This window comes from Tepidimonas sp., from assembly GCF_036825565.1.
Classification (GTDB): Bacteria; Pseudomonadota; Gammaproteobacteria; order Burkholderiales; family Burkholderiaceae_C; genus Tepidimonas.
In genome coordinates this window covers 1-12,009 of sequence record NZ_DAISXZ010000068.1, presented here as the reverse complement: position 1 = coordinate 12,009, position 12,009 = coordinate 1, and the positions used below count along the sequence as shown (strand labels likewise).

General features: G+C 71.6%; 11 protein-coding genes and 1 pseudogene. 6 read left to right on the top strand and 6 right to left on the bottom strand.

The window, feature by feature from the left end:
* Positions 1 to 22: 22 nt before the first annotated feature.
* A complete protein-coding gene (locus V7026_RS09255; RefSeq protein WP_334155097.1) occupies positions 23 to 1,216 on the top strand; it encodes an MFS transporter in 1,194 nt (397 codons plus the stop codon).
* Between the two features lie 95 nt (positions 1,217 to 1,311).
* Positions 1,312 to 1,809 carry a single-stranded DNA-binding protein gene (locus V7026_RS09250; RefSeq protein WP_334155095.1) on the top strand — a complete coding sequence of 166 codons (498 nt, stop codon included), beginning with the start codon at positions 1,312 to 1,314 and terminating at the stop codon, positions 1,807 to 1,809.
* 9 nt (positions 1,810 to 1,818) lie between these two features.
* Here V7026_RS09250 and mnmA read toward each other — a convergent pair whose 3' ends face one another.
* The 3 genes from mnmA to V7026_RS09235 form a co-directional block, all read right to left on the bottom strand.
* Complete coding sequence (mnmA, locus tag V7026_RS09245; RefSeq protein ID WP_334155094.1) at positions 1,819 to 3,078, bottom strand: tRNA 2-thiouridine(34) synthase MnmA; 1,260 nt, start codon at positions 3,076 to 3,078, stop codon at positions 1,819 to 1,821.
* A 64-nt stretch (positions 3,079 to 3,142) separates the two neighbouring features.
* Complete coding sequence (locus tag V7026_RS09240) at positions 3,143 to 4,423, bottom strand: glutamate-5-semialdehyde dehydrogenase (protein ID WP_334155093.1); 1,281 nt, start codon at positions 4,421 to 4,423, stop codon at positions 3,143 to 3,145.
* Positions 4,420 to 4,902: a MarR family winged helix-turn-helix transcriptional regulator gene (locus V7026_RS09235; protein ID WP_334155092.1), complete on the bottom strand. Its 483-nt coding sequence runs from the start codon at positions 4,900 to 4,902 to the stop codon at positions 4,420 to 4,422. Before V7026_RS09235 ends, V7026_RS09240 begins: the two co-directional genes overlap by 4 nt.
* 136 nt (positions 4,903 to 5,038) lie before the next feature.
* Here V7026_RS09235 and V7026_RS09230 point away from each other — a divergent pair, with 136 nt between their 5' ends.
* The 4 genes from V7026_RS09230 (at position 5,039) to V7026_RS09215 (ending at position 8,831) form a co-directional block, all read left to right on the top strand.
* Complete coding sequence (locus tag V7026_RS09230) at positions 5,039 to 6,244, top strand: 3-hydroxybenzoate 6-monooxygenase (protein ID WP_334155091.1); 1,206 nt, start codon at positions 5,039 to 5,041, stop codon at positions 6,242 to 6,244.
* A gap of 28 nt (positions 6,245 to 6,272) precedes the next feature.
* Positions 6,273 to 7,388: a cupin domain-containing protein gene (locus V7026_RS09225; protein ID WP_334155090.1), complete on the top strand. Its 1,116-nt coding sequence runs from the start codon at positions 6,273 to 6,275 to the stop codon at positions 7,386 to 7,388.
* 32 nt (positions 7,389 to 7,420) lie between these two features.
* Complete coding sequence (locus V7026_RS09220; protein ID WP_334155089.1) at positions 7,421 to 8,140, top strand: fumarylacetoacetate hydrolase family protein; 720 nt, start codon at positions 7,421 to 7,423, stop codon at positions 8,138 to 8,140.
* An 85-nt stretch (positions 8,141 to 8,225) separates the two neighbouring features.
* The gene (locus tag V7026_RS09215) at positions 8,226 to 8,831 is read left to right on the top strand and encodes a diguanylate cyclase domain-containing protein (RefSeq protein ID WP_334155088.1); all 606 of its coding nucleotides are present in this window, start codon (positions 8,226 to 8,228) and stop codon (positions 8,829 to 8,831) included.
* A gap of 51 nt (positions 8,832 to 8,882) precedes the next feature.
* Here the strand turns inward: V7026_RS09215 and dacB are convergent, their stop codons facing one another.
* From dacB to V7026_RS09200, 3 genes and pseudogenes are all read right to left on the bottom strand, one after another.
* Positions 8,883 to 10,331: a D-alanyl-D-alanine carboxypeptidase/D-alanyl-D-alanine endopeptidase gene (gene dacB, locus V7026_RS09210; RefSeq protein WP_443082337.1), complete on the bottom strand. Its 1,449-nt coding sequence runs from the start codon at positions 10,329 to 10,331 to the stop codon at positions 8,883 to 8,885.
* Positions 10,331 to 11,497, bottom strand: a complete 1,167-nt coding sequence (locus V7026_RS09205; protein ID WP_334155087.1) for a S1C family serine protease — start codon at positions 11,495 to 11,497, stop codon at positions 10,331 to 10,333. The genes dacB and V7026_RS09205 overlap by 1 nt, the downstream gene beginning before the upstream one ends.
* Positions 11,487 to 11,957, bottom strand: a pseudogene (locus V7026_RS09200) (phosphate-starvation-inducible PsiE family protein). The gene V7026_RS09205 and the pseudogene V7026_RS09200 overlap by 11 nt, the downstream one beginning before the upstream one ends.
* Between the last annotated feature and the right edge of the window lie 52 nt (positions 11,958 to 12,009).

Sequence of the window (12,009 nt, the reverse complement as noted above, 5' to 3'; positions counted from 1 at the left end):
CCCCCCATCCTCCCCCGATCGCATGTGGCCAAGCGAGCGCCGCGCGAGTTTGGCGCTCGCGGGCATTTTTGCCCTGCGCATGCTGGGCTTGTTTCTGGTGCTGCCGGTCTTTGCGCTGGAGGCGGCCCGGCTGCCGGGCGGTGACGATCCGGCGCGCGTCGGGCTGGCCATGGGCATATACGGCCTGGCGCAGGCGCTGCTGCAGATTCCGCTGGGGCTGGCGTCGGACCGCTGGGGCCGCAAACGCGTCATCCTGGCGGGGCTGGCGCTGTTTGCCCTGGGCAGCACGCTGGCGGCTACCGCCTCGACGCTGGACATGCTGACCCTCGGCCGTGCGTTGCAAGGCGCAGGGGCGATATCGGCCGCCGTCACCGCACTGCTGGCCGATCTGACGCGCGATGCCGTGCGCACCAAGGCCATGGCCCTGGTGGGCGTGAGCATCGCGCTGGTTTTTGCCCTGTCGCTGGTCGCCGCCCCGCCCCTGGCCGCGGCCATCGGGCTGGGGGGGCTGTTCTGGCTCACGGGCGGTCTGGCCCTGGCCGGCATGGCGGTGGTGGCGTGGGTGGTGCCGCCCGAGCCTCCCCGATCGACCGCGCGGACGCCGGTCGGGCTGGGCTTGGTGCTGCGCCACCGCGACCTGTTGCGGCTGGACATGGGGGTGTTGACCCTGCACACGGTGCAGATGGCCATGTGGATGGCCGTGCCCGGTCTGCTCGTCGGCGCCGGAATCGACAAGGCGCACCATTGGCAGATCTATCTGCCGGCGCTGCTGGTGTCGTTTCTGATCATGGGCGGGCTGCTGTTCCGGCTAGAGCGGCGCGGTCACCTGGGCGCGGTGCTGCGCGGCGCCATCGGCTTGCTGGTGCTCGCCCAAGGGGGGCTGGCGTGGGCCGCCAGCCACGGCGCCGACAGCACACTCATCACCGGGGTGTGGCTGTTGGTGTTCTTTTTGGGCTTCAACACGCTGGAAGCCAGCCAGCCCAGCCTGGTTTCGCGGCTGGCGCCGGCCCATGCGCGGGGCGCTGCGCTGGGGGTGTACAACACGCTGCAGTCGCTGGGGCTGTTTGCGGGGGGCGCGTTGGGCGGCTGGCTGATGCACCACGGCGGGGCGGCCAGCGTCTTCGGCCTTGGTGCCGCGCTGTGCATGCTGTGGCTGGTGCTCAGCTGGGGCCTGCGCCCACCCACGGCCGCGCCCTCGGCGCTGCCGCAGACCTGACCGCCCCTCCCCCGCCCAGGGGATGGGGCCATCGGGGCGATTGGGGCACAATCGGTCGAATATTGGGCAACCGCCCCATCCACGAGGACAACCCCATGGCATCGGTCAACAAAGTCATCCTGGTCGGCAACTGCGGCCGCGACCCCGAAATCCGCTACCTACCGTCCGGCCAACCCGTGGCCAGCGTCAGCATCGCCACCTCCAGCCGGCGCAAAGACCGCAACTCCGGCGAGGTGGTCGAAGACACCCAATGGCACCGCGTCACCTTCTATGACCGGCTGGCCGAAATAGCCGGCGAATACCTGAAAAAGGGCCGGCCGGTCTACGTCGAAGGCCGGCTGAAGTACGGCAAGTACACCGGCCAGGACGGCATCGAGCGCAACACGGTGGACATCATCGCCACCGAACTGCAACTGCTGGGCAGCCGCGAAGGCATGGGCGCCCCGTCGGAGGACGGTGGCTACGCACCGCGCGCCGCCGCCCCCGCCCCGGCACGCAACGTGGCCGCTCCGGCCAGCCGCCCCGCGCCGCAGACGGCCCCCGCGCCGGCCGCCAGCGGCTTCGAGGACATGGACGACGACATTCCGTTCTGAGTCGCGACCTCAGGCCGGCCCGCAGGCGGCGCGCGGCGCGGATCGCCGCCGCGGAGCCCTGTTGGCAGCCTCTGTCGGGTCGCAGGGCAGCGGCCGCTCGGTGGCCTGGGCGGCGTGGATGACGCCGCCGCCCAGGCACACCTCGCCGTCGTACAGCACGGCGCTCTGTCCGGGCGTGACGGCCCACTGCGGCTCTTCAAATCGCAGCTCGAAGGCGGCCGTGCCACCTTCCGGCGCCACCAGCGTGCATGGCGCGTCGGCCTGGCGGTAGCGGGTCTTGGCCGCGTAGCGGCCCGGCGCCGGCGGGGCGCCGGCGATCCAGCTCGCGTCGTCGGCGCGCAGCCAGCTCGACTGCAGCCACGGGTGGTCGTGCCCCTGCACGGCCCACAGCACGTTGCGCGGCACGTCCTTGCGCGCCACGAACCACGGCGCGTGCACGCCCTGCGCGGCCTCGTCGCGCCCGCGCACGCCGCCGATGCCCAGCCCCTGGCGCTGGCCCAGGGTGTAGAAGCTCAGACCGACGTGGCGGCCGATCTCGCGTCCCTGGTCATCGACGATCGGCCCCGGCGTGCCGTGCAGGTAGCGCTGCAGGAACTCGCGAAACGGCCGCTCGCCGATGAAGCAGATGCCGGTGGAATCCTTCTTGCGCGCGTTCGGCAGGCCGATCTCGGCCGCCAGGCGCCGCACCTCGCTCTTGTGCAGGTGCCCGACCGGAAACAGCGCGCGCGCCAACTGCGCCTGCGTCAGCCGGTGCAGGAAGTAGCTCTGGTCCTTGCCCGGGTCCACCCCCTTGAGCAGCTCGTGCCGCAGCGCCTCGGCCGGCAGGCGCGCGGCCGCTTCGTCGTCTAGCACGCGGCCGCTCGTGGCCTCCACCGCGCGCACGCGCGCGTAGTGCCCGGTGGCGATCTTCTCCGCCCCCAGCCGCAGCGCGTGGTCCAAAAAGGCCTTGAACTTGATCTCCGCGTTGCACAGGATGTCGGGGTTGGGCGTGCGGCCGGCCTCGTACTCGCGCAGGAACTCCGCGAACACCCGGTCCTTGTACTCGGCGGCAAAGTTGACGTGCTCGACGTCGATGCCGATCACGTCGGCGACGCTGGCGGCATCCAGCCAGTCCTGCCGGCTGGTGCAGTGCTCGCCGTCGTCGTCATCCTCCCAGTTCTTCATGAACAGGCCGACGACCTCGTGCCCCTGTTGCTTGAGCAGCCAGGCGCTGACCGCGGAGTCCACCCCGCCCGAGAGTCCCACGACGACACGATGTTTGCTTGCCATGGCGGAATTATCCGTGCGCGGTGCTGCCGCGGGCGCTGCGCCCGCGCGGGCGAACCCGGCCCCTTCAGCCCCGCACTTCACCCTCGCCCAGCACCACGTACTTCAGCGAGGTCAGGCCCGCCACGCCGACCGGGCCGCGGGCGTGGAACTTGTCGGTGGAAATGCCGATTTCCGCCCCCAGACCATACTCGAAGCCGTCGGCAAAGCGCGTGCTGGCGTTGACCATCACGCTGCTGGAGTCGACCTCGCGCAGGAAGCGCTGCGCGTGCCGGTGGTCGGTGGTCAGGATGGCGTCGGTGTGGTGGCTGCCGTAGCGGTTGATCCAGTCGATCGCCTCGTCCAGTCCGGCCACCACCTTGATGCTGATGATCGGCGCGAGGTACTCCTCGGACCAGTCCTGCTCGGTGGCGTCCTTCAGCACCGCGCCCGGCACGCCGGCGAGCAGCGCCTTGGCCTCGGGGCAGCAGCGCATCTCCACTCCCTTGGCGGCGAACACCGCGCCGATGCGCGGCAGGAAGTCTGCCGCCACCCCGCGCGCCACCAGCAGGCTCTCGGTGGCGTTGCAGGGGCTGTATTTCTGGGTCTTGGCGTTGTCGGTGACGCGCACCGCCATGTCCAGGTCGCACGGGTCATCCACATAGGTGTGGCAGTTGCCGTCCAGGTGCTTGATGACCGGCACCTTGGCCTCGCGGCTGATGCGCTCGATCAGCCCCTTGCCACCACGCGGGATGATGACGTCCACATACTGCGGCATCGCGATCAGGCGGCCAACCGCCTCGCGGTCGGTGGTCGGCACCAGTTGCACCGCCTCGCGCGGCAGGCCGGCCTGCGCCAGCGCCCGTTGCACCAGGGCGGCCAGCGCCCGGTTGCTCTCCAGCGCCTCGGAGCCGCCGCGCAGGATGCAGGCGTTGGCGCTCTTGATCGACAGGCTCGCCGCCTCGATGGTGACGTTGGGGCGGCTCTCGTAGATCATGCCGAAGACGCCGATCGGCACGCGCATCTGCCCGACGCGGATGCCGCTGGGCTGCTGCTGCAGGCCGACGATCTCGCCGATGATGTCCGGCATGGCGGCGAGCTGCTCGCAGCCCTGCGCGCAGGTCTCGATCACCTTCGGCGTGAGCGTGAGGCGGTCCACCATCGGGTCGCTCAGGCCCGCGGCGCGGGCCCGCTCCACGTCGAGCGCGTTGGCGGCCTGCAAGGGCTGGACATGGGCCCGCAGCAGCGCGGCCAGACCGCGCAAGGCGGCGTTTTTGCGGGCGGCACTCGCCTGGGCCATCGCCACCGAGGAGGTGCGGGCCTGCTGGCCGAGCCGCTGCATCAATTCGGGAACGGAGATCGCGTTCATGCGCCCGATTGTCGCACCGACCCCGGGGCACGGCTGAGCTCGTTGTTGGCATCGACCAGCCGCTGCAGCAGCACCATGAACTGCGCCTGCTCCTGCGGGTTCAGGGGGGCCAGGATACGCGCCTGCGCGCGCCGCATGTCCGGCACGACGGCGGCCAGCCGGGCCTGCCCCTCGGGCGTGAGTGTCAGCCGGCGCGCGCGGCGATCGGCCGGATCCGGTTCGCGCTGTAACCAGCCGCGCGCCTGTAACCGCTCCACCACCCCGGCGGTGGTGGAGGTGTCCTGCGCGATGCGGCTGGCCAGGGTGCGCTGATCGATACCCGGCTCGTTGTGCACCGTCTGCAGCGCGGCGTACTGCACCGGGGTGATGCCGTGGGCCGCCGTCTCCTGCAAAAAGATGCCAACGGCGATCTGGTGCAGGCGGCGGATGGCGTGGCCCGGCTGGGCGTTGACATCGAGGAGCGGGGCGGACGCGGACATGGGTGGCGGGACTCGGCCGGGACCGAGGCCCGGTCGCGGATTGCGGGTAAACCCGAAGTGGTACCGCTGATTTTACGACTACGCTAATCGTCAGTATACTTATTATTAGCTCTCCACTCCCCCCAAAGGTAACCTTATGACACATGCGACGACCCGGGAGCCGGTGCTGGTGGCCGGCGGCGGCATCGGTGGGCTGGCGGTCGCGCTGGCGCTGGCCAACCAGGGCTACGAGGTGCTCGTGTTCGAGCAGGCCGCGCAGATCGGCGAGATCGGCGCCGGCATTCAGCTCGGCCCGAATGCGTTTTCGGCGATGGACGCGCTGGGCGTCGGCGAGCGCGCCCGGGGGCGCGCCGTCTACATCGACGAGCTGGTGATGCACGACGCGCTGGACGCATCGCTGGTGGCGCGGGTGCCCACGGGACAGGCGTTTCGCGAACGCTTTGGCAACCCCTATGCGGTCATCCACCGCGTGGACGTACACACCTCGTTGCTGGAAGGGGTGCAAGCCAGCGATCGCGTGCGCTTCCACACCGACACGCGCATCGTGCGCGTGGAGCAGGACGGCCACGGGGTGACGGTGGAGGATCAGCGCGGCCAGCGCTGGCACGGCCAGGCGCTGATCGGCGCCGACGGCGTGCGCTCGGTGGTGCGCGCGCAGTACGTGGGCGATCCGGCGCGCGTCACCGGCCACGTCGTCTACCGGGCGGTGGTGGACAAGGCGGACTTCCCGCGCGACCTGCAATGGAACGCCGCCAGCCTGTGGGCCGGGCCGCTCTGCCACCTGGTGCACTATCCGCTGCGCGGCGGCGAGCAGTACAACGTGGTCGTCACCTTCCACAGCCGCCAGCCGGAGGAATGGGGCGTCACCGAAGGCAGCAAGGAGGAGGTGCAGAGCTACTTCCAGGGCATCCATCCGCTGCCGCGCCAGCTGATCGAGTTGCCCCAGAGCTGGAAGCGCTGGGCCACCGCCGACCGCGAGCCGATCGAGCGCTGGAGCTTTGGCCGCGCCACGTTGCTGGGCGACGCCGCCCACCCGACCACGCAGTACATGGCGCAGGGCGCCTGCATGGCGATGGAAGACGCCGTGACGCTGGGCGAGGCCCTGCGCGTGCACGGCGGCGACTGGGACCGCGCGCTGGACCTGTACCAGCGCTCGCGCATCGCGCGCACCGCGCGCATCGTCCTGTCCAGCCGCGAGATGGGGCGCATCTACCACGCCAAGGGGGTGGAGCGGCTGGTGCGCAACGACCTGTGGCGCGGCCGCTCGCCGCAGCGCTTCTACGATGCGCTGGAATGGCTCTACGGCTGGACGGTAGACACCTGTCTGGCCGCCCCCCACTGAACCGCCCCCACCGAATCGGAGCCGCACCATGCACGCCCTCGGAACCCTGGACGAACTCCCGCCCGACTACCGGCAGGCGCTCAGCGCGCGCAACCTGGTGCCGCTGTGGCCCAGCCTGCGCGCGCTGCTGCCGCAGCAGCGGCCGGCGCAGCGCACCCGCCCCACGCATTGGGTGTACCGCGACATCCGCCCGCTGCTGTTGCGCGCGGGCGCGCTCACCCCCATCGAGAAGGCCGAGCGCCGCGTGCTGGTGCTGGCCAACCCCGGCCATGGGCTGGACGCCATGCAGGCCAGCGCCGCCATCTACCTGGGCATGCAACTGCTGCTGCCTGGCGAATGGGCCCCCAGCCACCGCCACACGCCCAACGCCGCGCGCATGGTGGTCGAAGGCACGGGCGCCTGGACCACGGTGGATGGCGAGCAGTGCCCCATGGCCCGCGGCGACCTGATCCTCACCCCCACCGGCTCGTGGCACGAGCACGGCCACGACGGCAGCGACCCCGTGGTCTGGCTGGACGTGCTGGACCTGCCGCTGGTGTATTTTCTGGAGGCCAGCTACCACGAGAACGGCACCCGCCAAGCGGTGCATGGCCGGCACGGCGAGCAAGCGCATGTGCGCGCCGGCGTCAGCCCGCGCCCGCTGTTTGCGGCGCCCTCAGGCCGCCACGCCCGCTATCCGCTGCTGCGCTACCCCTGGGCCGAAACACGCGCCGCCCTGCAGACGCTGGCGGCCGGCCAGCCGACGCTGGAAGCCGTGCAAGTCACCTACGTCCACCCCGAGTCCGGCGCGGACGCCGAGCAGATCCTCGGCTTTCACGCGCTCATGCTGCGCCCCGGCCAGACGCTGGCACTGCCGGCACGCTCGCCCGCGATGGTGCTGCACCAGATCGACGGCGGCAGCACCGTGCACATCGACGCCCCCGCGGGGGCAGCCCATGCGGCCACGACCTACCCGCTGGACGAGGCCGACACCTGCGCCATCCCCGGCTACACGCCGGTGACGCTGGCCAACCGCTCGACGACCGAGCCGGCCTTTCTGTTCGTCGCCGACGAAAGCCCGCTGCACCGCAAGCTGGGGCTGTACGAGGTGCGTCCCGACGCGACACGGCCCGAGCTGGATGCCGTCGCGCGCGGCGCACAATGAAGCCCTAGACCCTTCCATCCCAAGCTTTGCCCATGACCGCTTACCTCTGGACCCCGCCCGCCCCCGCGTCGCTGGCCGTGCGCGGCACCGATGCCCGCCTGCCCGTCAACCGCCTGTTCTTCGTCGGCCGCAACTACCACGCCCATGCGCAGGAGATGGGCGTCAGCGTCGACAAGGCCACGGCGCGGCCGTTTTACTTCACCAAATCCCCCGTCCACCTGGTGGATTCCGGCGCCACGGTGCCCTATCCGCCGGAAACCCAAAACTTTCATTACGAGATGGAATGGGTAGCCGTGCTGGGGCGGGGCGGTTTTCGCGTGCCGGCCGAGCGCGCGCACGAACTGATCTACGGCTACGCGGCGGGGCTGGACATGACCCGCCGCGACGTGCAACTGCGCCTGCGCGACAAGGGGCACCCGTGGTGCCTGGGCAAGGACGTGGAGGGCTCGGCCGTCTGCGGCGAGGTGCTGCCCATGCCCGGAACGGTGCTGGAGCAGGGCGAAATCGTGCTCGAAGTCAACGGCGCGGTGCGCCAGCACGCCGACCTGGGCTTGCTGATCTGGAACCTGCGCGAGCTGATCGCCGACCTGTCGCTGTTCTACCACCTGCAACCGGGCGACGTGATCTACACCGGCACCCCCGAGGGGGTGGGCCCCGTGCAACCGGGTGACCGCCTGCACGGCCGTGTCGCCGACGTGGGCGAGGTGCACCTGACCATCGGCCCGGCGGAGTCGGCTGCATCGGCCGGGTGATGGGCGGGGTGACGGGCCGGATCGCCCGCGCCCAGCGTCAACCCCGGTACCGATAGGCGCGGGGCAACCCGCTACGATACGGGGCATGCGGCCCCCCTTGATCGTCTGGCTCGCCACCGCCGTGCTCGCGCTGGCGGCGGGAGCCTTCCTGGGCGCCCGCTGGAGCCGCCGCCAGACCCCGGCCGATCTGCCGCTGCGCGAGGCGCGCACCGGACTGCCCAACCGCGCCGCTGCGCTGGACCACTTGCCGCGCGCGCTGTCCCTGGCCGAGCGGCGGGGGTTGAGCGTCACGGTGCTGGTCATCGCCCTGGACGAGGTGCCCGCCTCCCGCACCGCGCTGGACGAAGCAGAGTGCGACGTCGCGCGGCGGCTCACGCCGCGCCTGCGCACCCACGAGGTCTTGGCCCACTGGGGGCCCGGGCAGTTTCTGGTCGTGCTGCCCGACGCGGATGTGCCCAGCGCCCTGGTACTGGCGGGCGATCTGCGCCAACTGGCCGCGGCCCCGGCCGCAGACGGGCCGACCGCGCGTGCGGGCGACGCGCGGCGCTCCGTCAGCATCGGGGTACACAGCCGCGCCCCGCGCGGCAGGCAGGATCTGCGCGAGCTGGCCGCCGAAATGGTGATCGCCGCGCAGCGGGCGCTGGAGGTCACCGGCGCCAACGGCCCCGGCCGCATCGAAATCGAACCCTGACCCCGCCCATGGGCCAGTGCCCGTCCGCGGCCCCGCCGGCACCCAGCGCGCTTATGGCTGCCCGGCGGCCCACTGCACCAGGGCATCGAGTGCCGGGCGGGCGGCGCGTGCCTCCGGGTGGTTGACGATCGCCACCAACACCCGTCGCCGACCATCGGGCAGGTGCACATAGCCCGCCAGCGCCTGCACATCGGCCAGGCTGCCGGTCTTCAGATGCGCCAAGCCGCGCCCCATGGCGCTGCGGCGCAGGATGCCGTCCACTCCCGCGACCGGCAGCGACGCCATCAGCTCCGACATCCAGGGGCTGGCATATACCCACTGCAGCAAGCGCACCAGCGCGGTGGCGGTCACCCGCGCGTTGCGGCTCAGGCCCGCGCCGTTGTCGACCACGGGCGGCGGCATGTCGGACCCCAGCCGGGTCACCCACCAGTCCCGCACCACGGCGCGCGCCGCCTCGAACGTCGCCGGGGCCGGTGGCACGGCCGTCGCCGCCCCCGCCGAAGCCAGCCCGGGCGCGCGCGCCAGGGTCAGCAGCAGGTGCTGGGCCATCACATTGTTGCTGAACTTGTTGACATCGCGCACCACATCCGCCAGTGGGACGGAGTCGAACAGCAGCCGCGGCGCCAGCCCGGGCGGCACCGTGCCGTCCCGCACCCGGCCGCCCAGCCCGCCGCCCAACTGCGCCCACACCCCGGCCACCGCGCGCGCGGCCAGTCGGTCTGGCTCGGGGTGGGCGATCGGCCAGACGCGCTCGCCGCACGCCAGCGGGTAGCGTCCCAAGAAGCGCGGCCGGCGGGAATCCGACCAATCGGCCTGCAGGGCGGCACGCCAGTCGTTGCACGGACCGTCGCCCAGCGGCACCACATCGGGTACGGTCACCTCGGCCAGCGGCGGCTCCAGCCCCACGCGAGCCACCCCAGCACCCTCATCCGGCACGAAGGTCAACACTTGGGCGCGAAAGTTGATCAGCAGGGCATCCGGCGCCGCGTTGTAGGGGCGCAGCGGCTCGCCATCGAAGGCGGCCGGATCGTGCGGCGGCAGGGCAAAGGCGCTGCGGTCCAACACGATGTCCCCCGCGATGTGGCGGATGCCCAGCGCCTGCACGCGCCGCAGCAGCAGCCACAGGCGCTCGGTGACGAGCTTCGGATCCCCGTCGCCACGCAGATAGAGCGAGCCGGCCAGCACGCCGTCGCGCACCGGGCCGTCGGCATAGACGGCGGTGCGCCAGGTGTAAGCGGGCCCCAGCAGGTCGAGCGCAGCCGTGGTGGTGACCAGCTTCATGACCGAGGCGGGGTTCACCGGCACATCGGCGCGATGGGCCAAGAGCACCCGCCCACCGGGCGCTGCGTCGGCTACCGCGACGGCCAGCGCCGCGGCGGGCACGCGGGCACGGGACAGGGCCTGCTGGACCGGCGGCGGCAGGGTGTCGGCCACCGACGCGAGCGGGCCCACGGCACCCATCGCCGCGATCCACACCCGGACCCAGCGGGGGATGCCCATCACACCCCCGGCTGCAGCGTCACCGCCACCTCGCGCGACTGCTCGCCGCGGCGCACGCTCAGCCACACCGTGTCACCAACGCGGAAATCGTCCAGCCGCGCCAGCAGCGCGCCCACACTGGTGACGGGCTTGCCTTCCACCGCCACGATCACGTCGCCCGGCACCAGCTCCTGCGGGGTCATGCGCACGCCCTGCAGCCCGGCCTGCTCGGCCGCGCCGCGCGGCTGCACACGCAGCACATAGACGCCTTGCACCCCAGTGGCGGCGACCAGCCGCTGATTGAGCGTCTCGTCCACCTCGATGCCCAGCGCCGGGCGCACGTAGCGTCCGTGCTGGATCTGCTGCGGCACGACCCGCACCACCGTGTCCACCGGCACCGCAAAGCCGATGCCGGCCGAGGCGCCCGACGGGCTGTAGATCGCGGTGTTGATGCCGATCAGCCGCCCGGCCGAATCGAGCAGCGGCCCGCCGGAGTTGCCGGGGTTGATCGCTGCGTCCGTCTGGATCAGGTGCTTGATCGGCGGCTTGCCGGGGCCGCCGTCCAGCGTGCGGTCCAGCGCCGAAACGATGCCGGTGGTCAGCGTCCAGTCCAGCCCGAACGGATTGCCGATTGCAAACACCTTCCGCCCGACCTTCAGGTCGTGGCTGGTGCCGATCGGCACCGGCGGCGGGCGCTTGAAGCCCACCCCGATGCGCAGCACCGCGATGTCGTGCGCGGGCGAGGCCCCCACCAGCGCGGCGCGGTAGTCGCGTCCGTCGGCCAGCCGCACGATGGCCGACGACGCCCCCTCGATGACGTGGTAGTTGGTGACGACGTGGCCGGCGTCGTCCCAGATGAAGCCCGAGCCGTTGCCGCGCGGCACCTCCCAGACGTTGCGCGTCCAGGCGTCGCGCACCACCTGCGCGGTGGAGATGAAAACCACCGAGTCGCGCGCCTTTTCGAACAACTCGATGGTGGCAAGCTCGTCGGCGGCCAGGTCGCCACGCGGCGTGACGGTGCGCTCGGCCGCCGGGGCAGCCGCAGGCGCCAGCCAACGCGCCTGCAGCGCCGGCAGCCAGTGCCATAGCACCATCAGCACCGCCACCACCAGCGCCAGCCACAGCAGCCGGCGCACGAACACATCCCCGCGCTGGGGTGCGGGCGAAGTCCACGGATCATGACGCATGGCGCGACTCCCCCTGCGCGGCCGCTGCGGCCCGCTCGGCGTCCAGCGCGCGCTGGTCACGCTCGCGCATCAGCCAGTACACGATGCCCAGCGCCAGCGCCAGCGCCGCGCCCGACAGCGCCGCCACCTTGGCCGGCGAGGTCTCGGGGTTCAGGATTACGAACTTGCGCGACAGCGCAATCAGCGCGATCAGCACCACCGTCTTGACCTGCACGATGCTGTCCTGCCCCATCACCACGCGCACGATGGAGTGCTTGAACTCCATCGCGATCAGGACCGTCATGATCATGCCGAAGACGGTCTGGAACATCTTGTGATCCAGCGGGTTGAAAGCGTCCAGCACCAGCAGCATGAACACCTCGCGGATGAGCTGCACCAGCGACGTGACGACGATGACGGCGATCACCGCAGACAGCACGATCGCGACGACCTGCTCGAAGCGCTCTTACAGCGTCATCATCGGCCAGCGCTCGCGCAGGGTCGGCGCGGCGGGGTGGCGGCGCTGTCGGGCG

Coding starts and splice junctions, on each gene's coding strand:
- V7026_RS09255 (WP_334155097.1), top strand. CDS start 23: ATGTGGCCAAGCGAGCGCCGCGCGAGTTTGGCGCTCGCGGGCATTTTT.
- V7026_RS09250 (WP_334155095.1), top strand. CDS start 1,312: ATGGCATCGGTCAACAAAGTCATCCTGGTCGGCAACTGCGGCCGCGAC.
- mnmA (WP_334155094.1), bottom strand. CDS start 3,078: ATGGCAAGCAAACATCGTGTCGTCGTGGGACTCTCGGGCGGGGTGGAC.
- V7026_RS09240 (WP_334155093.1), bottom strand. CDS start 4,423: ATGAACGCGATCTCCGTTCCCGAATTGATGCAGCGGCTCGGCCAGCAG.
- V7026_RS09235 (WP_334155092.1), bottom strand. CDS start 4,902: ATGTCCGCGTCCGCCCCGCTCCTCGATGTCAACGCCCAGCCGGGCCAC.
- V7026_RS09230 (WP_334155091.1), top strand. CDS start 5,039: ATGACACATGCGACGACCCGGGAGCCGGTGCTGGTGGCCGGCGGCGGC.
- V7026_RS09225 (WP_334155090.1), top strand. CDS start 6,273: ATGCACGCCCTCGGAACCCTGGACGAACTCCCGCCCGACTACCGGCAG.
- V7026_RS09220 (WP_334155089.1), top strand. CDS start 7,421: ATGACCGCTTACCTCTGGACCCCGCCCGCCCCCGCGTCGCTGGCCGTG.
- V7026_RS09215 (WP_334155088.1), top strand. CDS start 8,226: ATGCGGCCCCCCTTGATCGTCTGGCTCGCCACCGCCGTGCTCGCGCTG.
- dacB (WP_443082337.1), bottom strand. CDS start 10,331: ATGGGCATCCCCCGCTGGGTCCGGGTGTGGATCGCGGCGATGGGTGCC.
- V7026_RS09205 (WP_334155087.1), bottom strand. CDS start 11,497: ATGCGTCATGATCCGTGGACTTCGCCCGCACCCCAGCGCGGGGATGTG.